The sequence below is a fragment of the Pseudomonas sp. TE12234 genome, assembly GCF_054061835.1.
The window spans coordinates 85,987-110,240 of the sequence record NZ_JBSSEP010000016.1; the positions used below are offsets into that span (position 1 = coordinate 85,987).

The following is a 24,254-nucleotide window of genomic DNA, read 5'->3' on the forward strand; positions in this document are numbered from 1 at the left end:
TTCAAGACTAAAGGTGCACGTTTATCGGGCCGCAGAAAAAGCGCTTGCAAACGATGTATTACGGTATACCATCAGACCTACAAACTCATAAAAACCACGCTTCACACCCGAGGACAGTCCAATGATCGATGCCGCCATCTACAAACAAGTCATGGGCTCGTTCCCGTCCGGCGTAACCGTGATCACCACGCTCGACGACGACGGGCAAATCGTCGGCCTGACGGCCAGTGCGTTCAGCTCGCTGTCCATGGACCCGGCCCTGGTGCTGTTTTGCCCCAACTACAGCTCCGATTCCTACCCGGTACTGATCAAGAACAAACGCTTTGCCATCCACGTGCTGTCCGGTGGGCAGCAGAGCGAAGCCTATGCCTTCGCGCGCAAGGGCAAAGACAAGGCGCAAGGCATCGAGTGGACACTAAGCGAATTGGGCAACCCGATCCTGGCCAACGCCACGGCGGTCATCGAATGCGAACTGTGGCGCGAATATGAAGGGGGCGACCACGCGATCATGGTCGGCGCGGTGAAGAACCTGATCGTGCCCCGGCACAACGCCGGACCACTGGTGTATTGCCACGGCAAGATGGGCGCCCTGCCCGTTCCTGCCTGATTTCAAAAGATTCCGCCGTCGCTCCTACCGTTTTGATCGGGTTATCAGACCCGCAAGCCTCGCGCCCGCAGGCTCCACGCAAATCCCTGTGGGAGCGGGCCTGCTCGCGATGGACGTCAACGATAACGCTGGCTGTCTGAATGCCCGTGGTGTCCGGACGTTTTTCGCGAGCAGGCTCGCTCCTACCGTTTTGATCGGGCTATCAGGCCCGCAAGCCTCGCGCCCCCCGGCTCCACGCAAATCCCTGTGGGAGCGGGCTTGCCCGCGATGGACGTCAACGATAACGCTGGCTGTCTGAACTCCCGTGGTGTCCGGGCGTTTTTCGCGAGCAGGCTCGCTCCTACAGGTCAGCCCAAACGCGGGCTGGCTCGCTCCCGTAAGCGCCACGCAAATCCCTGTGGGAGCGGGCTTGCCCGCGATGGACGTCAACGATAACGCCGGCCGTCTGAATGCCCGCGTTGTCCGCGCGTTTTTCGCGAGCAGGCTCGCTCCTGCAGGTCAGCCCAAACGCGGGCTGGCTCGCTCCCACAAGCGCCACGAAAATCCCTGTGGGAGCGGGCCTGCCCGCGATGGACGTCAACGATAACGCCGGCCGTCTGAATGCCCGGGTGTCCGCGAGCAGGCTCGCTCCTGCAGGGGCCACGCCTTAGGTACGGAACCGATTGACCAGGCCATTCAACGTCTGCGACAGCTGCGTCAGGTTCTGCGCGTCCTGGCGCGTGGCATCGGCCAGGCTGGCGACCAGTTGCGCATCACCGTGGATCTGGCTGATGTGCCGGTTGATATCCTCAGCCACCTGATGCTGTTCTTCCGCCGCGGTGGCGATTTGCGTGTTCATGTCGCGGATCACGTCCACCGACTCGCGAATCAACCCGAAACTCTCCCGCGCTTCATTGATCGACAACACCGTCTCCTGGGACACCTCCAGGCTGGCATGCATCTGCTTGCCCATCTGATGGGTGCGCCGCGCCAGATTGCCGAGCAAGCCATCGATTTCACTGGTCGAGTCCGATGTGCGCTTGGCCAGCGCCCGCACTTCGTCGGCCACCACCGCAAAACCACGCCCCTGCTCGCCGGCACGCGCGGCTTCGATGGCGGCGTTCAACGCCAACAGGTTGGTCTGCTCGGCAATCGAGCGAATGGTGCCGAGGATCGACTGAATGTCATTGCTGTCCTGCTCCAGTTGCTGCATCGCCTCGGCGGAGTGGCTGATTTCCTCGCTCAGGCGCCCGACGTTGGTCACCGCCGCGTCGATCTGCTGTTGCCCGGTGCGCGCCTGGCGCTGGCCGTTATCCGCCGAGTCGGCGGCCTGGCTGCAAGAGCGCGCCACCTCATTGGAGGTGGCCACCATTTCATGGAATGCCGTAGAGACCATGTCCACGGCTTCGCGTTGGCGTGCAGCGACATCGGCCATTTCCGCCGAAACTTCGGTGGCGCTTCCCGAACTGCTGTGGATCTGCCCCGACGCCAGACCAATGCGCTGGATCAGGGTGCGGATGGCTTCGAGGAACTGATTGAACCAGCCGGCCAACTGCGCTGTTTCGTCCCGCCCACGCACGGTCAGGCGCGCGGTCAAATCGCCTTCGCCCTGGGCGATGCCTTCCAGGCCGCTGGCGACGCCGCGAATGGGCTTGACGATCAGACCGGCAAACCAGGCGCCGGCCATGGCGAAGAGTGCGGCGCTGACCAGCGCGATGAGGGCAATGACCCAAGTCAGGCGCGTGGCTGCGGCCATGACTTCACTTTCCCGGACCACGCCGACAAAACGCCAGCCCAACGATGCCGACGGCCAGACGAAAGCCATGTAGCGCTCCCCCGCCAGTTCGACCTCGACCAGGCCCTTGCCGGCCTCGCCCAACTGCCGATAACCATCGCCCAGATCAGCGAGCTTCTTGAAGTTGTGGCTCGGGTCATGGGGATCGACCAGCACCGTGTTGTTGCCTTCCATCAGCATCAGGTAACCGCTCTCGCCCAGCTTGATCTGCTTGATCAGGTCAGTCAGTTGCTTGAGCGACACATCGATGTTCACCACCCCGCCGTTGCCGCCCAGGCGATTGCTGAAGCTGCGCACGGTGCTGACCAGCACCACATCGTCGGCCGCCCAGTAATAGGCCTCGGTGCGCAGGGTCTTGCCGGGCTGGGCCATCGCCGTCTTGTACCAGGGACGGGTACGCGGGTCATAACCGGCAAGTTTCGGATCGCCCGGCCAGAACACATACCCGCCCTCCTGCGTGCCCAGGGACAGATAGGCGTACGCCGAGTGACTCCTGGCCAGCCCGGCGAACAGATCAAACAGCCGCTGATCCTGCTCGCCCATTGCCACTTGCGCCGCGTCGCTGGACAGATAGCGCTTGAGATGGGCGTCGATATTTTGCAGCTGTGGGTGTTCGGCGAGGTAGGCGACGTTCTGGCTGATGCCTTCGAAAAACAGCTGCATGGCGTTTTCCACCTGGCGGATCTCCCGCCCGCTGCTGTCGATGAAGGTCTCGCGCGCCTCATTGCGCACATTAAGGATGATCCACACCGCCACCAGCAGCACCGGCAGGCTGGCGATCAGCGCAAAAGCCATGATCAGTTTTTGTTTTATGTTCATCGAGCTCGCCTTCCTTGTGAGGTGAGAATGTGACCGTCGGAGAGAAATATTTTGCGGATATTCCATATTATGGTATACCAATAATCCATCAGCCGAACAGCCGTCCTCAGGAACGCGCTTTACTCTGGCGAGAACACCGGGGAGCCCCGCGCTCATTCCAGGCAACAGGCCCGCAGTCGACAGGCCGACAACAAAAGATCCGAGGTAAGCGTCATGAAATTTTCCCTGTTCGTACACATGGAACGTTGGGACGAAAGCATCAGCCACCGCCAGCTGTTCGAAGACTTGACCGAGCTGACCCTGATGGCCGAAGCCGGCGGTTTCAGCACCGTCTGGATCGGTGAACACCACGCCATGGAATACACCATCTCGCCGAGCCCGATGCCGCTGCTGGCCTACCTGGCCGCCAAGACCACCACCATCCACCTGGGCGCCGGCACCATCATCGCGCCGTTCTGGCACCCGATCCGGGTTGCTGGCGAATGCGCATTGCTGGACGTGATCAGCAACGGGCGCATGGAAGTGGGCCTGGCCCGTGGCGCTTATCAGGTTGAATTCGACCGCATGGCCGGTGGCATGCCCGCATCAAGCGGCGGCCAGGCATTGCGGGAAATGGTTCCGGTGGTCCGCGCGCTGTGGCAAGGCGACTACGCCCATGACGGCGACATCTGGAAATTCCCGACCTCCACCAGCGTGCCCAAGCCGATCCAGAAGCCGAACCCGCCGATGTGGATCGCCGCCCGTGACCCGGACTCGCACAATTTCGCCGTGGCCAATGGCTGCAACGTCATGGTGACGCCGTTGATGAAAGGCGACGAAGAAGTAGTGGACCTGAAGAACAAGTTCCAGACTGCCTTGGACAACAACCCGGACGTGCCGCGCCCGCAACTGATGGTGCTGCGTCACACCCATGTGCACTCGGTTGACGATCCTGAAGGCTGGAAAGTCGGGGCCAAGGCGATCGCCAAGTTCTATCGCACTTTCGATGCCTGGTTCGGCAACAAGGAAACCCCGGTCAACGGCTTCCTGGCGCCAAGCCCGGAAGAGAAATTCGCCGGCCGTCCGGAGTTCGAACTGGACAGCCTGCACAAGACCGCCATGATCGGCACCCCGGAAGAGATCATTCCGCGCATCAAGTACTATCAGGAACTGGGTGTCGACGAGTTCAGCTTCTGGTGCGACAACAGCCTGCCGCACGCCGAGAAGAAGAAATCCCTGGAGCTGTTTATCAAACACGTGGTCCCGGCGTTCCGCTGAGTCCTCTGCTTTGCTTTATGTAGGAGCGAGCTTGCTCGCGATGTTCGTCAACGATAACGCTGGGGGTCAGACACCCCGCGGTGTTCTCAGGTTTTTCGCGAGCAGGCTCGCTCCTACAGGGTTGATTCCCATGTTCAATGGTCGTCTCCAATCACTCGCCCTACCCTCCGGCGCCGCGCGGGCTTACCTGCGCGGTGAATGGACCGCTTCGCACCTGCATTTCAAGCGTCTGCGCGCCAGTGTTTCGGCCAAGCAGAACGGCTTCTGGCAAATAGTTCACTAAGCACTCCCCAACAGGAATCCACGTACCTCGGCGTCGGGCGGTAGCCTCGCGTTTGCGGTGCATTGTGCTTCGGCCCGGTGTTTATCGGGCTGGCTGGACGCAACAGTGTCCGGCCCATGATCAGGTTTGCTCTATGAACAATAAAAACGCACTGTTGATCATCGACATGCAACAGGAGGACGGTTTCGTCCTCGAACACTTCGATTCGGTGCTGGCCAACACCGCCACACTGCTCGAAAGCGCCCGCCAGCAGCGGGTCCCCGTTATCTATACCCGCCATATCAACCAGGCCGACGGCAGTGATCTGCCACGCGGCGAACCCCGCGCGGCCGACGGCGGCCCGAGCGGTTATCGCGCCGGCACACGGCAAGTGCAGATCATCCAGAGCCTCGCCCCGCGGCCGGGTGAAGCCATCGTCGACAAAGGCCGCTACAGCGCCTTCCACCGTACCGACCTCGATGCCCGGCTCAAGGCACTGGACGTCGACACGCTGATCATCGGCGGTGTGCTCACCGATGTCTGCGTGCTGACCACGGTGTTCGATGCCTTTGCCCTCGGCTATCACATTCGCCTGGTCAGCGATGCGTGCACCACGACCACCCAGGCCGGGCACTATTCGGCGCTGTTGATCATGGCCAACTGGGTCTACTCCCTCGAAATCCTCACCACCGGCGAATGCCGGCGTGCCCTGGAAAACCGTGACTACGTGAGCCTCAATCCCGAGCACCCGGACCAGTTCGCCCACCAGCCCCATGAACTGCAAAGCACTATCGCCCGACTGCAAACCCATCTCGTCCGGACTCAGGAGTGATCGCCATGCACGTTGAAAAAAGAAGCATCGATTTCATCCCCGAAGCCGAACGTCATGGCCAGCCGGGCTCACTGTTCTTCATCTGGTTCGGCGCCAACATGAACATCACCACCATCGCCTCGGGTGTGCTGCCGGTGGTGATGGGGCTCAACCTGTTCTGGAGCGCCCTGGCGATCATCATCGGCTCGTTGGTCGGGGCGATATTCATGGCCTCGCACTCCGCCCAGGGACCGAAACTGGGCATCCCGCAGATGATCCAGAGCCGGGCCCAGTTCGGCGTGCTCGGCGCGGTGCTGCCGCTGCTGTTCGTGATGCTGATCTATCTGGGGTTCTTCGTCAGCAACACCCTGCTCGCCGCCCAGGCGATGGAGTCGGTCAGCCCGTTGCCCGCCAATGGCAACATCTGCCTGATCGGCGCCTTGTGCTTCGTCGTCGCGCTCTATGGCTACCGTTTGATTCACCGCTTGCAGAAGCTGCTGTCGATCCTTTCGCTGCTGGTGTTCGTCGTCGCCACGCTGTTCGCCCTACAACTGTCGATTCCGGCCGAGCAATGGCTGCCGACCGGGTTCTCGCTGTCGAAGTTTTTGGTGGCTGTGAGCATTGCCGTTACCTGGCAGCTGTCGTATGCGCCGTATGTCGCCGACTACTCGCGTTACCTGCCCAGCCAAACGCCGACCGCCAAGGTGTTCTGGTACAGCTACGCCGGCACGGTCAGCGGCGGTGCGTGGATGATGATTCTCGGGGCGATCCTGAGTGTCGGCATCGGCGACTTCTCCAGTAACGTCGGCGGTCATGTCGCCGGGCTGTTCGGCAGTGGTGCCCTGCTGCTGTTCGCCTTCATCGTCTACGGCCAGGTGTCGATCAACGTCTTCAACCTGTATGGCGCCTTCATGTCGACCATCACCGTGATCGAACCCTTCGCCCGCCTGAAAGTGACGCCCCGGGTGCGCGGTCTGTTCATGCTGGTGATCAGCCTGGTGGCCACCGCCCTGTGCACCATCAGTCAGGACGACTTCATCACCTTCTTCCTCAACTTCATTTTCTTCATGAGCTACTTCCTGATCCCGTGGACGGCGATCAATCTGGTGGACTACTACTGCCTGCGCAAGGGTCAGTACCGGATTGATGACATCTTCGACCTCAACGGGATCTATGGCCGGGTCAACTGGATCGCCTGCGGCAGTTTTGTGCTGGCGATTGCCCTGGAAATCCCGTTCATGAACACCACGCTCTATGTCGGTCCGGTGGCCACGGCGCTCGACGGCGTCGACCTGGCCTGGATGGTGGGGCTGCTGGTGCCCGCGTTGAGCTACTTCTGGCTGATGAAGCTTGGCAAGCGTGCGCCCGTGCTCAAGCAAGCGTCGTAATCATTAATCTGTGGCGAGGGAGCCTGCTCCCTCGCCACATATCAGTGTTCGACCTTGAGTGGACAGCATTGCAGTCCCGGGACAGCGATTAATGAGCTATACCCCTTAATCACCCATTGCGGTTCTTCTGTGCAGGAGGTTGACAATGAAATTCAGACACTCACTTGCAGCGCTCGTGGCCACGGCCAGTCTGTTCGGCTGCACCACTTCATCCAACCAGAGTGCGTCCGTCACACTGGTGGCCACCCGGCAGAACACTGGCCAGATCGGCAATGTCGCCTTGTCCGACTGGGGCAAGCAGACCGGCCTCAGCTTCTTCATCAGTGGCGTTCCCAACGGAGCTTCGCTGCCCTTGCGCCTCTATTCCTTCATCAATAAGGGTAGTTGCGAAAAACCCGGGCCCGTCGCCTATGCCATGAACGACAAGGTCAACACCGAACGCCAGGCCGTACGCGGCTGGACGTTCTCCAGAAGCGCCCCGGTGCCGTTGTCTACCCTGCTTGCCGGCGATTACTCCATCGTCGTGCGGACGGCGGCGACCGATGGCAGCGTCGATATTTTCTGCGGGGATATCAAGCCGGCCGCGGCGGCGAAGTAGCCACCAGCCATTGGTCTTTCTGCGGTTTCGCCACGCAATTCATCCGGATACTGCCGCCAGGTCCGGGCATCCCGACGCCTGCACGCTGTTGGCCACACACCACGATTCAAGGGTATCGTTGTGCTGTCGGCTGACGTTCGCCGACGTGAGGCACACCTTTGCGGATACTCCCATGGATCGAGAGACACCACTCCCAGCGTCCGACTGGGTCCTGCGCAATACCCAACCCGGACGAGTGGAAAGAATCGAAGCCTGGTTCGGCGGTCATGGCTATGATCCGCATCGTCACGACACCTATTCCATCGGACGAACCCTCTCGGGCGTGCAGAGCTTCCATTACAGGAAGTCCCTGCGCCATGGCCTGCCGGGAAATACCCTCGTCCTGCATCCCGACGAACTGCATGACGGCATGGCCGGCACCGAAGCCGGCTTTCGCTATCGCATGGCCTATGTCGATCCAGCCCTGATTCAGCAAGTGCTCGGCGGAGAACCGTTGCCGTACATCGCCGGCGGGCTGTCGAACGATCCACGCCTGTATCAGGCCAGCGAAACGTTCGTACAGGCAATGGATCATCCGCTCGAAGCGCTGGAAGAACAGGACGCGCTGTTCGACCTGGCAATGGCCCTGAGGGCCGTCGCCGGCAAGCCCCGCGGGCGCAAGCGGCTGGATTACCGGGCCGCCGAACGCGCCAGGGATTTCATCCTGGCGCACCTGCACCAGGGCATCACCCTGGAAATGCTCGAACATGCCAGCGGGCGCGAGCGCTGGAGCCTGTCGCGGGATTTCAGGGTCCTGTACGGCACCAGCCCATATCGGTTCGTGACCCTGCGCCGCCTGGATCAATTGCGTGCGCTGATCCTGGATGGATTCACCCTGGTGGATGCCGCGCTGGCAGCCGGTTTCCATGACCAGGCCCACATGACCCGCCACTTCACCCGCTGTTACGGCGTACCGCCATCGCGCTGGCTCGAACGCCTGCGCACGCAAGGCCAACTTGCAGGATCGTACAAGCGTCGCTGACCCGCATTCCGCTAGCCTGAGGACTCTCATTTGATCGAGGATCCGACATGTCCAATCTGCCAATCGTTGCGCCTTTGCAAGCCATCAACCTGGCGCACAAGGCTGCGCTGATCGACCAACAATGGAGCCCACGGGTCGTCGCCGAAATGAACGACTACCAGTTCAAGGTCGTGCGTATCGAAGGCGAGTTCATCTGGCATTCCCACCCGGAAACCGACGAGGCCTTCCTGGTGCTAGAGGGCGTACTGCGCATCGACCTGCCCCATGGCAGCGTGTTCGTCGGCCCGGGCGAACTGTATGTCGTCCCTCGCGGCATGGAACACAGGACGGCCGCAGAGGGTGAAGCCAGGCTGATGATGATCGAGCCACGGGGCGTTCTGAATACCGGCCACGAAGGTGGCGAGCGCACCGCCACGAATGATGTGTGGATCTGAACAACAGGCCGAGAAAAGCGCTCCATCGTGCGACGGTTGGCGCGCCCACAACCTTGATAAACGCCGAGGCGAGCGCATAGTGTCGGGCGTGGAGTTATGGATCACAGCATGTTGCTGCCAGTACAGGACCCTGACGTTCAGGAGAACCGTATGAGCGAAGCAAATCAAGGCTCGGTGCGCCAATTGAGTCATTTCATCGACGGTCAACACGCTGCAGGCGCGAGTGGGCAGTTCGTTGACGTAATGGATCCAGCGCTAGGCCGGGTGACGGGCCACTTGCCGGTCGCAAACACAGATGAAGTCGACGCCGCCGTCGCCGCTGCGAAAGCCGCGTTCCCGGCCTGGAGCGAAAACGCACCGCTCAAGCGTGCGCGTTTGATGTTCAAGTTCAAGGAACTGCTCGAGGCGCATAGCGACGAACTCGCAGAACTCATCACCCGCGACCACGGCAAGCTGTTTGAGGATGCAAAGGGCGAGGTGATACGCGGGATCGAAATCGTCGAATTCGCGTGCGGCATTCCAAACCTGCTCAAGACCGATTTCACCGATCAGAGCGCTCCCGGCATCGACGCGTGGAATCTGCGTCAACCCGTCGGCGTGGCCGTCGGCGTCACGCCATTCAACTTCCCGATGGTGGTGCCGTGCTGGATGTTCGTGATGGCGGCAGCGACCGGCAACACGTTCATCCTCAAGCCCTCGGAGCGCACTCCGTCGGCATCGATCCGGCTTGCCGAGCTGTTCATCGAAGCGGGCTTTCCCAAAGGCGTATTCAATGTCCTGCACGGTAGCAAGGCCGTCGTCGATGCACTGATGCAACACCCCGATGTGGCTGCGGTATCTGCCGTCGCCTCGACGCAGGTTGCCGAATACATCTACAGGGAAAGCGCGAAGTACGGCAAGCGCGTGCAAGCGTTGGGCAGTGCGAAGAATCATCTCGTGGTCATGCCCGACGCCAATCTCAATAAAACGGTCGATGCGATCATCCACTCGGCATACGGCTCGGCCGGCGAACGTTGCATGGCGACGTCAGTCGTGGTGGCGGTTGGGAGTATCAGTGATGAGCTGATCGAACGTCTCGCGCAACGCGTGCGTTCGCTCAAGATAGGCGGTGGCATGGAGTCCGGCCTGGACATGGGGCCGCTTATCAGCGCCGCGCATCGCACCAAAGTGTTGGGCTATATCGATGCAGGTCTCAAGGCAGGTGCCAGGCTCGTCGTCGATGGTCGCGGCCAGACCGTGGCCGGCCGTGAAGAAGGCTTCTTTCTCGGCGGCTCGCTGTTTGACGAGGTAACGCCGCAGATGAGCATCTATCGAGAGGAGATTTTCGGGCCGGTCCTGTCGGTTGTCCGGGTGCCTGATCTTGCGAGCGCAATTGCACTCGTCAACGCCCACGAACTGGGGAACTGCGTATCGCTTTACACATCCGACGGCGGCGCGGCGCGCACATTCACCCGACAGATTCAGATCGGTATGGTCGGCATCAACATTCCGAGTCCAGTGCCGTCAGCGTGGCATTCGTTCGGGGGCTGGAAACGATCGATGTTCGGTGATCATCACGCATACGGCGAGGAAGCCGTGCGCTTTTACACACGCTACAAGAGCGTCATGGAGCACTGGCCCGATTGTCTGCAATAAATATAGCGCTCCAGTGGAGCGCTATACCTGTGACGGCGCAGTCGGTGAGATCTGCTGTGTACGGAACGTTTCCAGAGCAGTACTCGTGGCTGCGCCCTCTTTAGGCACCTAGGGGGTCATTATTTCGACTCCTCACCCAAGGTGCCGGTGTAGTGAGCCAGGCGTATCTCGACGTCGGCTTTTTCCTGCAGCCCAAGCTCCATCAGCTGTTTGATGCGGGCCTGCGCCGCTGGACGTTTCACCGAGCCGATGAAACCTTCCCATTCAGCCGCGATGGCCTCGTTGGGCGGAAGGCTGGCGGCGTCGACCAGGTGCTTGATGCCCGTAATCGACTGTTTGTCGAACCGGGCGATACGACGGGCCATGGTGTCGACGAATTTATCCAGCTCTGCGTCGGGCAGCGCTCGGTTGACATAGCCGTACAGCTCGGCAAGTTCGCCGTTGATGTCATTGCCGGTCAACAGCACCTCCAATGCCCGACCACGCCCCATGAGCCTTGGCAGTCGGGCCATGGGGCCACCACCGGGCACGAGTGCGGCGCCGATTTCCCATTGCGAGAGGATGGCTTTCTCGCGGCTGGCAAAGCGCATATCGCTGGCCAGGGCCAGTTCGCTGCCGACACCGGTGGCACGACCGCGAATCGAGACGATCGACACCACTGGTGCCTTGCTCAACCGCACCAGCATGTCGGGCAGCGGTGGCAGGCCGGTCGGGCCGTTGGGCAGGCTGGTGGTGTCAGTCAGCGGGGGGACGAAGTCATAGTGGGTGAGGAAGAAGTCCGGCACATCGCTGTCGAACACCACGACCACCAGCTTGGGATCGGACTCGATGGCGGTGACCACCTCGTTCAACTGCGGCATGGTTTCCGGACCATAGATGTTGTACGGCGGGTTGTGGAACGTGACCCGCCAGTATTCGGGCGTGATACGTGTGAGCTTGATTTGCTGTTGATGTCTCATGGCAGCTTCTCCAGAGAATGCCTGAGGACATGCGAATTCCCGTTTGAGCCGTCGTTGTGGCCTGCCAATGATTGATGAGGTCGTGAAAAATCACGCCCGTTGCTCCGTTCCTTCTCGGGTCAACACATGTGCATGGGTTTTGAGCGCAGACCGGAATGTGGCCTGGCACGGTCGGCAGCAGCGGCGGCTGAAAATGGAAGGTGGCGTGATGGGCCCAGGATCAGCGGGATCCGGGGAACGAAACATGTCGCCTTGCGCGGACAGCTCCGACCGATTAAGCGTAGCAGCGAAAGGTGGGCTCGCAAGTCAGGTAACCCGATGAGATGACCGACAGCCCCCCTCAATGGCCCCGTCAGCAGGAGCCAAAACTTGATTCGACAGCGGTTTTGACTTTGAGACACTGCCACGTTGGCTGGGTGATAATTTTGTGATCCCCGGCTGACAGAAAAACCAGTCGTTGGGACGTCATTTCCCGCTACCACGCGTAACTACTGGAGTAGAGCGACCCATGGAAGCCAACCGATTCGGTGACATCGCGGCGTTTGTCTCGGCTGTGAAGGCTGGAAGCTTTACCTCGGCAGCCGCTTCACTCGGTCTGACCCGATCGGCGGTAGGTAAAAGTATCGTTCGTCTTGAAGGTCGAATGGGAGCACGGCTTCTCAATCGCACGACGCGCAAGCTGAGCCTGACCGACGAGGGGCGGGTTGCCTATGAACGCTGGAAGCAAATTCTCGAGGATCTCGATGAGGTGGAAGCAACCATGGCCTTGCGCCGTGGGCGGCCGACCGGCACTTTCAAACTCACCGCCCCCCTTTCCTTCGGTCAGCGCCATATCCTGCCGATTCTGGATGCTTATCTGAAACAGTGGCCTGAACTTCGCGCGGACGTCTGGTTTACCGATCGTTTTGTCGACCTGGTCGAAGAAGGTGTCGACATCGCAATCCGCATTGGCGCGCCAAAAGATGATTCACAACTGTTAACCCGAACCGTGGCTTGGCAGCAGTTCGCAACCTGTGCCTCGCCGTCTTATCTGGCCCGTTGCGGCGTACCGCACACGCCTGCTGATCTTGTCGGGCATGACACCATAGCGTTCATCAGTGGCCAGGCCAGTGTCTGGCGTTACCAGACGCCCTCCGGACTTTATTTATACGAACAGCCAGGGCGGCTGAACATCGACAGTTCTGAAGCCATGCGCGAAGCGGCGTTGACTGGCATTGGCCTGATTCACTTGCCGACCTACATCACCGGTAACGACCTGCGCGACGGAACCCTGGTGGAAGTACTCAAGCCCTACCGTGCGTCGCCCGACCCTATCCGGATCGTCTACCCGAGCAAGCGTCAGTTGTCCCCGCGTGTCCGCGCCTTTATCGATCTGTTGATTGAGCGCTGGGCGTCAGGTGTGCCTTGGGAGACTTGAAATCATTAGGGACTCAGCGGACCAGGTAATGGTCTTTTACTGATGTTTATCCGAGCTGAGGATTCAATAAAGATGTCAGTCATCGCCACTCACCGAGACTGCCATCATGACTTTCGCCACCCAACCCTCGCCGCACGTGCAACCTGCCGCCCTGCCGACCGCTCATCCCTCGCTTGAGCGCCACCCTGGTTTTCAGCGTCTGTTCAAACCACAGGCACTGACGGTTGGCCTGATTTTGCCCCTCGAAACCCACGCCGGCCGAGCGGCACCGACCATGCGTGACCACGTGGAAATGGCGCAACGCGCCGAGGCGCTGGGTTTTGGCGCGCTGTGGATGCGGGACATTCCTTTCTACGACCCGGATTACAACGATGTGGCACACATCTTCGAACCCCTGGTTTACATCGGCTTCCTGGCCGCAGCCACACGCAGCATCGTCCTGGGAACCACCGGTATCGTGCTGCCTACCCACGAGCCCATGTATCTGGCCAAGCAAGCAACGTCCCTGGATCAGTTGAGCGAAGGGCGCTTGGTGTTGGGGCTGTCCTCTGGGGATCGATTCAGCGACTACCCGATGCTGGGTATCGATTATGAGACCCGTGGTGATCGTTACCGTGATGCCTTATCAGTGTTTCGTACCCTGATTGAGCAGGACTTTCCGCGTTTTCGCTCCGAGCGATTCGGTCATTCATTCGGAAACCTCGACCTGGTGCCGAAAGCGCCCTATGGCCGCGTCCCTTCAATCGCAGTCGGCCAGGCGCAGCAGAGCATTGAATGGTTGGCCGAACACCTCGATGGCTATCTGGCCGGCGTGCAAAGCCCCGAGCGATTGGCTTCGCTGGGCGAGAGCTGGCACGCCAAAGTACGTGAGATCGAAGGCCGAAATGCTTTCAAACCGTTAGGCCTGGGTGGCTATTTCGACCTCAGCGACAACCCGGACCAGCCATTCCAACGCATTCAGGGAGGCTTCCGGGCGGGGCGTAACGGCCTGCGCAATTACCTGGAGCAAGCGCAGGCTGCCGGTATTTCGCACATCGCGCTTAATCCCAAGGTCAGCCGCCAACCCTACGCAGAGATTCTCGACGAACTCAGCGAGCACATCTTGCCGCACTTCCCGTCGCACGTTTGAGGTCTGGCGCGTTTTTGGAGGATCAGCACATGTCATCTCTTTTCGACACTTACAATCTGGCCGGTCAGCAGTTGTCCAATCGCATCGTCATGGCACCGATGACCCGCGCCCGCGTCAAGGACACCGTGCCGTCTGCGGACATGGCGACCTATTACGCCCAACGCGCGGGAGCGGGTCTGATCATCACCGAAAGCGCTCAGGTGTCCGGGCAGGGGCGTGGCTATCTCTATACCCCGGGGATCCACACACCCGCGCAGATTGAAGGCTGGAAACGCGTGACTGACGCGGTTCATCAAGCCGGAGGGCGCATTGTCATCCAGCTGTGGCATGTAGGGCGGATCTCGCACTCATCCTTGCTGGAGGGACGAGCACCGGTCGCGCCGGTGGCCGTGCCCGCCGCGCAAACCTTGGTGCACGCTTATGACAGCGACGGCCAACCCGCGCAGGTACCCGTGAGCGCGCCTGTTGCTTTGGATGCCGAGGGTATTCGACAGGTCATCGCAGACTTTCGACAGGCCGCAAAAAATGCCATGACGGCGGGTTTTGACGGCGTTGAAATTCATGCGGGTAACGGCTACCTGTTTGAACAGTTCATCAACGGCGGCTTCAACACCCGTGAGGACCGTTACGGTGGCCCTTCGATTGCCAATCGCCTGCGTTTATTGCTTGAGACGGTCGATGCCGTGAGTGCGCAGATCGGTCGCACGAAGGTCGGAGTACGCGTGTCACCTTTTGCGAGACTGGCTGATCTGCACGCGTTCGATGAAGAAGAGGCGACGTGGCTCGCACTCGCCGGAGCCCTGTCCCAGCGCGAGATTGCCTACCTGCACGCCAGCCATTTGGGCACGCCAGACTTTCAAAGAGCCATCCGTGCGGCCTACTGCGGCACCCTGATCCTGTCGGGCGGTTACACCCATGAAACAGCGCAGCAGGCGATCGATGAAGGGGTGGCGGACCTGGCGGTTTTTGGCCGGCCGTTCATAGCCAACCCCGATCTGGTCGATCGCTTGCGGCATGGCTGGCCGCTGGCCGAAGCAGGACGTGAAGCGTTTTATGGCGGTGGCGCACAAGGCTATATCGATTATCCCGCCTACTCGTCGCAAGACTCGCAAAGGGCCTATACCTCTGTGCGATTTTCGTAACCCCCGGCGGCCCACGTGGCAGCATTGACGGGTTGCACCGTTGCCAGTTTTTGAAGGTTTACGACAAGCCTGTTTTTGCAAAAACTGGCGCTGTAATACCTTGAAGGCCGCGAAGTTCAGGGGCGTCGGGTAATCATTGTTGACGCTCCGTGACCAGGCGATTTTCACGCTCTTCACAGCACGGCATCGGGAACACTAAGACCGGTATTGAGCGTACGTTTCGAAAAAACGGCTTCGCGTTACTGTAAATGCTGAAAGCTTTAAGCCGGGTCCAATCGCCCCTGATGGCCGCCGTTGTTCGTTAGTTGATGTTCCATGCAAAAAACCAGTCAAACCGAGGCTTTTAAATCCACGCCCAGTGCCCGGGTAAATGCCTTCACCAACGGGCTGCGGACAGTGTTATGGCGCAGGATCAGACTGAACGGCGTGACGATATGGATCAGGTCCGGACACACCGCGCGAAACTCTCCCCGCTCCACCATCGGTGCGGCGTAATGTTGGGGCAGGAACCCCACAAAACGACCCGTCTTGATCAGCAGCGCAACAGCCTCCACCTGGGTGGCCGAGGCGGAAAAACTGTCGTAGCGGGCATAGTTGAGTTTGTCACGGTGGATCGCGTAGCGATGGTTGATGCACTCGTAATCCTTGAGCACATTTGCACCCATCTCAGCCTCTGCCATGGAGAACAGAGGGTGACCGACTGCGCAATAAACTTCCGAGCGTTCTTCGTATAGCGCGTAGTAATCGAACTCTTCGCGCTTTTGATAAACCGGAACAATTCCCGCCACTAATCGCCCCTCTACAACGCCCCTTTCCACTTCATCAAGTTGCGTCGCCTGAAGTTGAAATCGAACCTTGGGAGACTGTTCGTTTATTATTCTAATCGCTGAAACCAACGGTGAATTGGCATCAGAGATTGTATTGTCTATTACCCCCACACCAAGATCACCGACAAGTTCATTTTGAGCTGAACTAAGGCGATCGCGAAAGTTGTCGACCGAGGCAAATAAGTCTATTGACGCCTGATACACCAGACGCCCCTCTTCCGTCAGGTGAAAGCCCTCTCGCCCACGCGTGCAAAGGCGCATGCCGATGCGGATTTCCAGGTCGGAAATCTGTTTGCTGATGGCTGCCAGCCCCACGTTCAGCTCGTTTTGCGCGGCACTGAAGCCTCCGGCCTCGACCACGGCCTTGAACACTTTGAGCAGTTTGAAGTCCAGCCCACTGAGGGCCAACGGTGCCCGTTGCAGCGTTTTCGGTGGCGGGTTTCCGGAATTGGAAAGTGGGGTTTCCATCATGACTATTTACCTCTGGCGCCGTATTCAACAATCTGTGCCCAACAACAAAAACATAGCTGGCCTAATAATAATGAACACAGAAAACCAGACTTTGCAATCGCCAAAAAATCCCGAACGACAGTGCCAAACCACTGATCTCAAAACATTAAAAGCTGACACTTCGATCAGCTCTCGCCTTTTTGAAACTGCCCTCTTAAAAACTGCTCTGGCCTGATTCAGCCCGCTGTTAATGGCTCAATAGTGCAGCGGTGATCGCGGCCCGGCCGCTCCGATTTCAGTTCACGTTACCGACGAGGAAAACAACAATGTCTCAAACTACCGACCGTCTCTGGGGTGCTCGCTTCAAAAGCGGTCCGTCCGAAGCCTTGGCCGCTTTGTCCCGTTGCCCTGAACGCTACTTTCGCCTGACCCCGTACGACCTCGCCGGTTCCAAGGCCCACGCCCGGGAACTGCAGCGCGCCGGTCTTTTGAGCGAGCAAGAAACCCAAACCATGCTCGACGCCCTGGAGCGAATCGGTGCTGACTTCCGTGCCGGCAGCATTGCGCCAACGCTCGACGACGAAGACGTTCACACCTTCATCGAACGCCTGCTGACCGAGCGCCTTGGCGCGCTGGGCGGCAAGCTGCGTGCCGGTCGCTCACGGAATGACCAGACCGCCAATGACCTGCGGTTATTCCTGCGCGACCACGTCCGCACCCTGGCCGTTGAAGTGCTGGCCTTGCAGCAGGCGCTGGTCGATCAGGCCGAGCAACACATCGAGAGCATTTGCCCCGGCTTCACTCACTTGCAGCAAGCGCAGCCGATCGTGTTTGCCCATCATCTGCTGGCTCACTCGCAATCGATGCTGCGAGACGTGCAGCGCCTCGTGGATTGGGACGCGCGCACCTCGCTGTCGCCACTGGGCGCCGCCGCCATGGCCGGCTCTGCCATCGCTCGCCAGCCCCAGCAATCAGCCAAAGAAATGGGTTACAGCGGAGTGTGCGAAAACTCCATCGACGCCGTCGCCAGCCGCGATCACGTCGCCGAATTCCTGTTCATTGCCAGCATGCTCGGCATCAACATCTCGCGTCTCGCCGAAGAGTTTTGCCTGTGGTCTTCGCGGCAGTTCCGCTGGGTCGCGCTGGACGATGCCTACGCCACCGGCAGTTCGATCATGCCGCAGAAGAAAAACCCGGACATCGCCGAACTGGCGCGGGGCAAGGCCGGACGCCTGATCGGCAACCTGACGGGTTTGCTGTCCACCCTCAAATCCTTGCCACTGTCCTACAACCGCGATTTGAGCGAAGACAAGAACAGCGTGCTCGACAGCGTCGACACCCTGCTGCTGGTGCTGCCGGCCATGGCTGGAATGGTCGCGACCATGAAGGTCAACGTCGAAGAGCTGCGGCGCCAGGCACCGTTGGGCTTCACCCTCGCCACCGAAGTCGCCGACTGGCTGGCAGTACGCGGCGTGCCGTTCAAGGAAGCCCATGAAATCACCGGTGCGCTGGTGCAGGCCTGCGAGAAACACGACATCGAATTGTGGGAAGCCTCTGCGGCGCTGTTGGCCGAGGTGGACCCACGCCTGACCCCCGAGGTCCGCGACAGCCTGACCCTGGAAGCCGCCATCGCTGCTCGCAGCGGCTGGGGCGGCACCGCGCCGCAGCAGGTACGCGAACAGATCGGCCGCCTGAAAACCGCTCTGGCCACCCAGCAGGCGTGGACCGAGAACTATCAGGGCTTCCGCCTCTGAGCCAAACGCAAACCCTTGCAGGAGCGAGCTTGCTCGCGATGAACCCGAGAGCGCCACGGGGTGTCAGGTTGCCAGCGTTATCGTTGACCACCATCGCCAGCAGGCTTGCTCCCACAGTGGGTCTGTGTTTGAGCCGAAATAACGTGTACGGAGAACCAACATGAGTCAGACACAAGCAGAGCGACTCCAGGCGGAGCGCAAACTGGCGGAAAACCAGTTCGACATCACCCAGTACCAACATGTACCACGCCGCTACTACGGGCGCATTTTCTTCGCCACGGTGATTGTCATTGCAATCCTGGGTCTGGTGCGGGCCTTCGCGGAAGGCAAGATCGAATGGTCGTACATCGGCCAGTTCCTCACGTCCCAGGCGATCATGTGGGGCTTGCTCAACACCATCGTCATGGCGGTGCTGGCCATGGCGCTGGGCATCGTGTTCGGGGTGATCACCGCGATCATGCGCATGTCGGCCAACCCGATCCTGCGCTACGTGGCAGTCACCTACACCTGGCTGTTTCGCGGCACGCCGCTGATCCTGCAACTGCTGTTGTGGTTCAACCTGGCACTGATCTTCCCCACCATCGGCATCCCCGGCCTGTTCGAACTGGACACCGTGAGCCTGATGACGCCGTTCGTGGCCGCCCTGCTCGGCTTGAGCATCAACCAGGGTGCCTACACCGCCGAGGTGGTGCGCGCCGGTCTGCTGTCGGTGGACACCGGGCAGTACGAGGCCGCCAAGTCGATCGGCATGCCGCGCCTGCAAGCGTTGCGCCGGATCATCCTGCCCCAGGCCATGCGGATCATCATTCCGCCTGTGGGCAACGAGTTCATCGGCATGGTGAAAATGACCTCGCTGGCGAGCGTCATCCAGTACTCGGAGCTGCTCTACAACGCCCAGAACATCTACTACGCCAACGCCCGCGTGATGGAGCTGCTGATTGTCGCGGGTATCTGGTACCTGGCCACCGTCACCGTCCTGTCCTTTGGTCAAAGCCGTCTGGAGCGTCGTTTCGCCCGCGGCGCCGGCAAGCGCTCTTGAGGAACCCGACATGAGAAGCATCGTCAAGGCCGTGAGCCTGAACAAATATTACGACCAGTACCACGCGCTCAAGGACATCAACATCGAAGTCGAGCAAGGCGAAGTGCTGTGCATCATCGGCCCGTCCGGCTCCGGCAAAAGCACCTTGCTGCGTTGCGTCAACCAGCTGGAAAAGATCGACAAGGGCGGCCTCTGGGTCGACGGCGAACTGGTCGGCTACCGGGTCGTCGGCAACAAGCTGCATGAGCTCAACGAAACGCAGATCGCCCGTCAGCGCCTGTCGACCGGCATGGTGTTCCAGCGTTTCAACCTGTTCCCGCACATGACCGTGCTGCAAAACATCATCGAAGGGCCGTGCCAGGTGCTCAAGCGTTCGCCCAAGGAGGCGCACGAAGAAGCCGTGGAACTGCTCGCCCGTGTCGGCCTGGCCGACAAACGCAACAGCTACCCGATCGAACTTTCGGGTGGTCAGCAACAACGTGTCGCCATTGCTCGTGCCTTGGCCATGCGCCCCAAGCTGATGCTATTCGATGAACCCACTTCGGCACTCGACCCGGAACTGGTCGGTGAGGTGCTGTCGGTGATGCGCGATCTGGCGCAGACCGGCATGACCATGATCGTCGTCACCCATGAACTGGGCTTCGCTCGCGAAGTATCCAACCGCATGGTGTTCATGGACGGCGGACAGATCGTGGAGGCTGGAAGCCCCGAAGAAATACTAATAAGTCCGCAAAACCCTCGCACCCAAAGCTTCATTTCTGCCGTTCGAACCTAAGTGCCCCTTGGCGCTCACAACACTCATAAGAGAACGACCATGAAGAAATTCGTTATCCCGGCAGTACTCGCAAGCGTTATGGCCTCCGGCTTCACCTTCGCCGCCGAATTACCGGCCAGCATCAAGAACAAGGGCGAGATCGTCGTCGCGATCATGCCGAACTACCCGCCGATGGATTTCAAGGACCCGGCCACCAACACCCTCACCGGCCTCGACTACGACCTGGGCAATGCGCTGGCCGAACGTTTGGGGGTGAAGATCAAATGGCAGGAAACCGGTTTTGAGCAAATGATCAATGCACTGACCACCGACCGCGTGGACATGGTGTTGTCCGGCATGACCGACACCGCCGAACGTCAGGCCAGCGTGACCTTCGTCGACTACTTCACCAGCGGCCCGCAGTTCTACACCTTGCAGAAAAACGCAGCCACCAACGAAATCATCGACCTGTGCGGCAAGAAGGTCGGCACCAGCCGCCGTACGACCTTCCCGGCGGAAATCGCCGAGTGGAGCAAGGCCAACTGCGAAGCCGCCGGCAAACCGGCGATCAACGTGATCGGCACCGAAGGCTCGGCCGACGCCCGCGCTCAGTTGCGTCAGAGCCGCATTGACGCCGCCATGCAGGGCAGCGAAACCCTGCCGTACCTGAAAACCCAGGAAAAGGACATGTACAAGACCGTTGGCCTGCCGATTTCCAAGCAGTTCACCGGCCTGGGCGTGAGCAAGAAAAAGCCTGAGCTGAGCGAAGCGGTGAAAGTCGCATTGCAGAGCATGGTGGATGACGGCAGCTACCAGGCGATCCTGAAGAAGTGGGATCTGGAACTGGGTGCGATCCAGACCGTGACCATCAACGCCGGCAAATAAGGACCTGCCCTTTGTGGGGGCGAACTCGCTCCCACAAAGGTCTGGTTCGATCACAATTTTGTGGCCGACCGACATACCTGTGGGAGCGGGCTTGCCCGCGAGGGCGATTTGTCAGCTGATCGAGCGGTTGAATGTGTCGGCCTCATCGCAGGCAAGCCCGCTCCCACAGGGTCCGGTGTTTACTTATAAATAGTTGGAGCATCACCGATGTCCTCCTCACCCCCAGCGACCTGGCCCGCCCCGCACAAAGCCTGCCTCGCCCTGGCCTTCGATCTCGACGGCCCGACTGGCGATGCCATGCTCAACGGCTCGATCTGGCGCAAACCGGAATACTTCGGTTTCGGCGGTTATGGCCCCTACCGGGCATTGCCGCGATTGCTCGATCTGCTCGACGACTTCCGCATCCCGACGACGTTCTTTGTCCCGGCCTGGGTCGTGGAGAACTGGCCCAGACAGTGCCAGGCCATTGTCGAACGCGGGCATGAAGTGGCTTACCACGGCTACAAACACGAATCGTTTTACGCCCTGACGCCGCAGCAGCAAAAGGACGTCATGAAGTTGTCCCGTGAAGTGTTCTGGAAACACCTGAACATCCGCGCCGAAGGCTTCCGCACGCCTTCCGGCGATTGGCGCGCCGAAACCCCGGCGGTGCTGGTGGAGGCTGGCGTGACGTACTCCAGCAGCATGCGCGGCGATGACCGGCCGTACCTGGTCAACGTACCCGGCCACACCACGCCCCTGGTGGAGATCCCCGGTCGTTGGGAAATGGACGACTACGCCTCCCTCGCCTACACCCGTGCGCCGGACTTCCCTTCGGGGCTGGACCGTACCGCCAGCTATGAGCTGACCCTCGACAACTGGTGCCGCGAATACGACGGCGCAATGAATGAAGGGTTATGCCTGACGACCCTGTTCCACCCCAAGATCACCGGCAAACCGGGCCGCATCCTGTTGCTGGAAAAACTCTTCGAACACATGCGTCAGCGCGACGACGTCTGGTTCGCCACCTGCCGCGATGTCGCCCAGTGGTGGCTCAAGGAGCATCACCATGGTTGATTCCGCTGTCTGGCCCAATGGCTATCGCTGCGCCGTGGTACTGACCGTCGATTACAACGACATCCACGGCATCCTCACGCAAGCCCCGGAAGTCGCCGGGCGCGACAAGACATTGTCGGTCTGGCGCTACGGCACACAACGGGGCGTGGAGCGTTTGCTCGGCCTGTTCAAGGAACTCGGGGTGTCCAGCACCTGGTTTATCCCCGGTATCGTCGCCGAAGAAAACCCCGGCCACATTCGGGCGATCCAGGCCGACGGCCATGAGATCGCCTGCGCCGGCTATCGTCATCAGAACTACGACACCCTGGACCTGGCCGCGCAAAGCGACGACATCGCCAAGGGCTGTGAGACCTTGGCGGAGCTGACCGGCCAACGACCGGCCGGTTTTCGCATCCCGGCGGGCAATGGTGCGCCGGGGTTCATCGAGGCTTTGAAGGATCAGGGCATTCGCTGGTCCTCGTCGTGGCGCGGCGATGACTTGCCATTCGCTCACCCGACTGCACCTGAGGTCATTGAACTGCCTCTGCATTATGAACTGGAGGACGAGCCTTACTTCGCCTTCAACCTCAGCCCGGCAGTGCCTCCGGCGCAATCGCGGATCGCGTCCTACAGCCACACCCTGGGCAACCTGCAAATGGACTTCGCCGGATTTCACCGTTTTGGCCTTTGCTACGTGCTGCGCCTGCACCCGGAAATCATCGCCATGCCGGGACGCATCGGCGTATTGCGCGAATTGATCGAAGGCATTCAACAGCACGATGACGTGTGGATCGCCACGGGTGCCGAGGTCGCACAGTGGTGGGCAGACACCGCGGCGCCGGTCGCCGAGGATCACCCGGCGTCAGTTTATGAGCGGCATTATCGGGATTACGTGTCATGAGCGAACGCCTGCAACGTCTGGCGCAATTCTGTGTTGAATTGCAGTTTGAAGATCTACCGCCTGCGCTGGTGACACAGGCCAAGCGGCACATCCTCGATACCTTCGGTGCAACACTGGCCGGAGCCGCTGGCGGTGTCGCGGAACAGGCGCGCAAGGTGTTTGCCAGTGAAACCGGTGAGGTGCCGGTTTGGGGCACGGACCTGCAGGTTGGCCCGGCTCAGGCAGCGATGCTTAACGGTGTCGCCGCCCATGCTCTGGAGCTGGACGACACCGGCGGCTGCGACCACTCCGGTGCCGTCGTGCTGCCGGCGGTGATGGCGGCGGTTTCAATGCTGCCACAGCCGGTGAGTGGTCGTGAGTTCATCACTGCCGTAGTGATCGGCTACGAAGTCGGTCGCCGGGTGCTCGAAGCCTGCGGTGGCTATTCAGCCCACAACGGCGCCGGTTGGCATTCCACCGCGACCTGCGGGGTGTTCGGCGCAGCGGCGGCCAGTGCTCGCATCCTGGGCCTGGATGCGCGGCAAACCCTGGCGGCGCTGGGCATCGCCGGCAGCTTCAGCGGTGGCCTGTGGGCCTTCATCCACGATGGTTCGCAAAGCAAGAAACTGCACAGCGGGCGCGCCGCCGAAGGGGGACTGCTGGCGGCGCGGTTTGCGCAACAGGGCATCAGCGGGCCGACGCAGTTGTTCGAGGAAGTCTGGGGTGGTTTTCTGAAAACCCTCGCTCCAGCGACCGCGACGCCCGAAGCGCTGGATGCGGACCTCGGTGTGGTCTGGAAGCTCGCCCGCTGCTCGATCAAACCCTATGCCTCCTGTCGCGGCACCCATTCGGCCATCGACGCCCTTGGTTTGCTGCTGGATCAACTGAATGTGGGGGTCGACCAGGTCGAAGACGTGCAGGTTTCCCTGTGCGGGTTTCTTCAGGACATGTGTGGCGGTCAGGACGTCAGCAGCCTCGCAGCCGCACAGATGAGCCTGCCATATGCCTTGGCCGCGCGCCTGGTGCAGGGGCATTGCCGGTTGCAGGCCTATGACGACGACCAACGCAGCGCCCCGCGCATGACCCAATGGCTATCGCGCATCCATCTGGAAGTGGACCCGCAACGGCCAGAGGATGGCGAGCCCGTGGTGACGCTGCGGACCGTGGATGGTCGGCAGGCAAGCCTGTGCGTTGAAGTGCCATTGGGCGCGCCAGGCAATCCACTGAGTGACGTGGCGCTGGAGGAGAAGTTTTTCAGTTTGACGTTGCGGGTGCTACCGCAACAACAGGCTGAAGGCTTGCTCGGGCAGTTGTGGCGAATTGAAGAATTGGAATCGGTGCGCACGCTTGAGCGGTGGCTGATTTGAGTACTGCGTC

At 60.5% G+C, this 24,254-nt stretch carries 23 protein-coding genes and 2 pseudogenes; 20 read left to right on the forward strand and 5 right to left on the reverse strand.

Annotated elements, in window-relative coordinates; all coding sequences use genetic code 11:
* Positions 1-121: 121 nt before the first annotated feature.
* Positions 122-607 (forward strand): flavin reductase family protein, encoded by a 486-nt coding sequence (locus tag ACVWYU_RS22465; RefSeq protein WP_247254994.1) that lies wholly within the window; start codon positions 122-124, stop codon positions 605-607.
* A 646-nt stretch (positions 608-1,253) separates the two neighbouring features.
* On the opposite strand, the gene ACVWYU_RS22470 is transcribed toward ACVWYU_RS22465, so the two are convergent.
* Both ACVWYU_RS22470 and ACVWYU_RS22475 read right to left on the reverse strand, forming a co-directional pair.
* Entirely contained in the window at positions 1,254-2,021 is a 768-nt protein-coding gene (locus ACVWYU_RS22470) for a methyl-accepting chemotaxis protein (RefSeq protein ID WP_425415227.1), read from the reverse strand.
* Between the two features lie 138 nt (positions 2,022-2,159).
* Positions 2,160-3,356 (reverse strand): annotated as a pseudogene (locus ACVWYU_RS22475) (cache domain-containing protein); the annotation flags it as partial.
* 57 nt (positions 3,357-3,413) lie between these two features.
* On the opposite strand from ACVWYU_RS22475, the gene ACVWYU_RS22480 reads away from it, so the two are divergent.
* From ACVWYU_RS22480 to ACVWYU_RS22515, 8 genes are all read left to right on the forward strand, one after another.
* Positions 3,414-4,457, forward strand: coding sequence for an LLM class flavin-dependent oxidoreductase (locus ACVWYU_RS22480; RefSeq protein ID WP_457373692.1), 1,044 nt, complete (start codon positions 3,414-3,416; stop codon positions 4,455-4,457).
* 130 nt (positions 4,458-4,587) lie between these two features.
* A complete protein-coding gene (locus tag ACVWYU_RS22485; protein WP_167361809.1) occupies positions 4,588-4,740 on the forward strand; it encodes a hypothetical protein in 153 nt (50 codons plus the stop codon).
* 133 nt (positions 4,741-4,873) lie between these two features.
* Positions 4,874-5,551: an isochorismatase family cysteine hydrolase gene (locus tag ACVWYU_RS22490; RefSeq protein ID WP_248916413.1), complete on the forward strand. Its 678-nt coding sequence runs from the start codon at positions 4,874-4,876 to the stop codon at positions 5,549-5,551.
* 5 nt (positions 5,552-5,556) lie between these two features.
* A complete protein-coding gene (locus tag ACVWYU_RS22495; protein WP_247254998.1) occupies positions 5,557-6,918 on the forward strand; it encodes a purine-cytosine permease family protein in 1,362 nt (453 codons plus the stop codon).
* 145 nt (positions 6,919-7,063) lie between these two features.
* A complete protein-coding gene (locus ACVWYU_RS22500; RefSeq protein WP_457373693.1) occupies positions 7,064-7,516 on the forward strand; it encodes a hypothetical protein in 453 nt (150 codons plus the stop codon).
* A gap of 172 nt (positions 7,517-7,688) precedes the next feature.
* Positions 7,689-8,537, forward strand: a complete 849-nt coding sequence (locus ACVWYU_RS22505) for an AraC family transcriptional regulator (RefSeq protein WP_457373694.1) — start codon at positions 7,689-7,691, stop codon at positions 8,535-8,537.
* A 47-nt stretch (positions 8,538-8,584) separates the two neighbouring features.
* Positions 8,585-8,971 carry a cupin domain-containing protein gene (locus tag ACVWYU_RS22510; protein WP_457373695.1) on the forward strand — a complete coding sequence of 129 codons (387 nt, stop codon included), beginning with the start codon at positions 8,585-8,587 and terminating at the stop codon, positions 8,969-8,971.
* Positions 8,972-9,121: 150 nt separating this feature from the next.
* Entirely contained in the window at positions 9,122-10,606 is a 1,485-nt protein-coding gene (locus tag ACVWYU_RS22515; RefSeq protein WP_457373696.1) for a CoA-acylating methylmalonate-semialdehyde dehydrogenase, read from the forward strand.
* 119 nt (positions 10,607-10,725) lie between these two features.
* Here the strand turns inward: ACVWYU_RS22515 and ACVWYU_RS22520 are convergent, their stop codons facing one another.
* The gene (locus tag ACVWYU_RS22520; protein WP_457373697.1) at positions 10,726-11,565 is read right to left on the reverse strand and encodes an enoyl-CoA hydratase/isomerase family protein; all 840 of its coding nucleotides are present in this window, start codon (positions 11,563-11,565) and stop codon (positions 10,726-10,728) included.
* A gap of 508 nt (positions 11,566-12,073) precedes the next feature.
* On the opposite strand from ACVWYU_RS22520, the gene ACVWYU_RS22525 reads away from it, so the two are divergent.
* From ACVWYU_RS22525 to ACVWYU_RS22535, 3 genes are all read left to right on the forward strand, one after another.
* Positions 12,074-12,982 carry a LysR substrate-binding domain-containing protein gene (locus ACVWYU_RS22525; RefSeq protein WP_457373698.1) on the forward strand — a complete coding sequence of 303 codons (909 nt, stop codon included), beginning with the start codon at positions 12,074-12,076 and terminating at the stop codon, positions 12,980-12,982.
* 106 nt (positions 12,983-13,088) lie between these two features.
* Positions 13,089-14,111 (forward strand): LLM class oxidoreductase, encoded by a 1,023-nt coding sequence (locus tag ACVWYU_RS22530; RefSeq protein WP_457373699.1) that lies wholly within the window; start codon positions 13,089-13,091, stop codon positions 14,109-14,111.
* Between the two features lie 29 nt (positions 14,112-14,140).
* Entirely contained in the window at positions 14,141-15,253 is a 1,113-nt protein-coding gene (locus ACVWYU_RS22535) for an alkene reductase (protein WP_457373700.1), read from the forward strand.
* Between the two features lie 329 nt (positions 15,254-15,582).
* Here ACVWYU_RS22535 and ACVWYU_RS22540 read toward each other — a convergent pair whose 3' ends face one another.
* Positions 15,583-16,548, reverse strand: a complete 966-nt coding sequence (locus ACVWYU_RS22540) for a LysR family transcriptional regulator (protein ID WP_090327414.1) — start codon at positions 16,546-16,548, stop codon at positions 15,583-15,585.
* Between the two features lies 1 nt (position 16,549).
* On the opposite strand from ACVWYU_RS22540, the gene ACVWYU_RS22545 reads away from it, so the two are divergent.
* Together ACVWYU_RS22545 and argH are read left to right on the forward strand one after the other, a co-directional pair.
* Positions 16,550-16,765 carry a hypothetical protein gene (locus tag ACVWYU_RS22545; RefSeq protein ID WP_390955549.1) on the forward strand — a complete coding sequence of 72 codons (216 nt, stop codon included), beginning with the start codon at positions 16,550-16,552 and terminating at the stop codon, positions 16,763-16,765.
* 91 nt (positions 16,766-16,856) lie between these two features.
* A complete protein-coding gene (gene argH / locus ACVWYU_RS22550; RefSeq protein WP_457373701.1) occupies positions 16,857-18,284 on the forward strand; it encodes an argininosuccinate lyase in 1,428 nt (475 codons plus the stop codon).
* On the opposite strand, the pseudogene ACVWYU_RS22555 reads toward argH, so the two are convergent.
* Positions 18,283-18,378 (reverse strand): annotated as a pseudogene (locus ACVWYU_RS22555) (outer membrane lipoprotein carrier protein LolA); the annotation flags it as partial. The gene argH and the pseudogene ACVWYU_RS22555 sit on opposite strands and share 2 nt — an antisense overlap.
* Before the next feature lie 66 nt (positions 18,379-18,444).
* Here ACVWYU_RS22555 and ACVWYU_RS22560 point away from each other — a divergent pair.
* From ACVWYU_RS22560 to ACVWYU_RS22585, 6 genes are all read left to right on the forward strand, one after another.
* On the forward strand, positions 18,445-19,323 hold the full coding sequence (locus ACVWYU_RS22560; RefSeq protein ID WP_090323305.1) for an amino acid ABC transporter permease: 879 nt from the start codon (positions 18,445-18,447) through the stop codon (positions 19,321-19,323).
* A gap of 10 nt (positions 19,324-19,333) precedes the next feature.
* The gene (locus tag ACVWYU_RS22565) at positions 19,334-20,098 is read left to right on the forward strand and encodes an amino acid ABC transporter ATP-binding protein (RefSeq protein ID WP_090323307.1); all 765 of its coding nucleotides are present in this window, start codon (positions 19,334-19,336) and stop codon (positions 20,096-20,098) included.
* 39 nt (positions 20,099-20,137) lie between these two features.
* Positions 20,138-20,962 (forward strand): ABC transporter substrate-binding protein, encoded by an 825-nt coding sequence (locus ACVWYU_RS22570; RefSeq protein WP_457373702.1) that lies wholly within the window; start codon positions 20,138-20,140, stop codon positions 20,960-20,962.
* Between the two features lie 207 nt (positions 20,963-21,169).
* Positions 21,170-22,018, forward strand: coding sequence for a polysaccharide deacetylase family protein (locus ACVWYU_RS22575; protein WP_457373703.1), 849 nt, complete (start codon positions 21,170-21,172; stop codon positions 22,016-22,018).
* Complete coding sequence (locus ACVWYU_RS22580; RefSeq protein WP_457373704.1) at positions 22,011-22,898, forward strand: polysaccharide deacetylase family protein; 888 nt, start codon at positions 22,011-22,013, stop codon at positions 22,896-22,898. Before ACVWYU_RS22575 ends, ACVWYU_RS22580 begins: the two co-directional genes overlap by 8 nt.
* Positions 22,895-24,244 carry an MmgE/PrpD family protein gene (locus ACVWYU_RS22585; RefSeq protein WP_457373705.1) on the forward strand — a complete coding sequence of 450 codons (1,350 nt, stop codon included), beginning with the start codon at positions 22,895-22,897 and terminating at the stop codon, positions 24,242-24,244. Before ACVWYU_RS22580 ends, ACVWYU_RS22585 begins: the two co-directional genes overlap by 4 nt.
* Positions 24,245-24,254 lie beyond the last annotated feature (10 nt).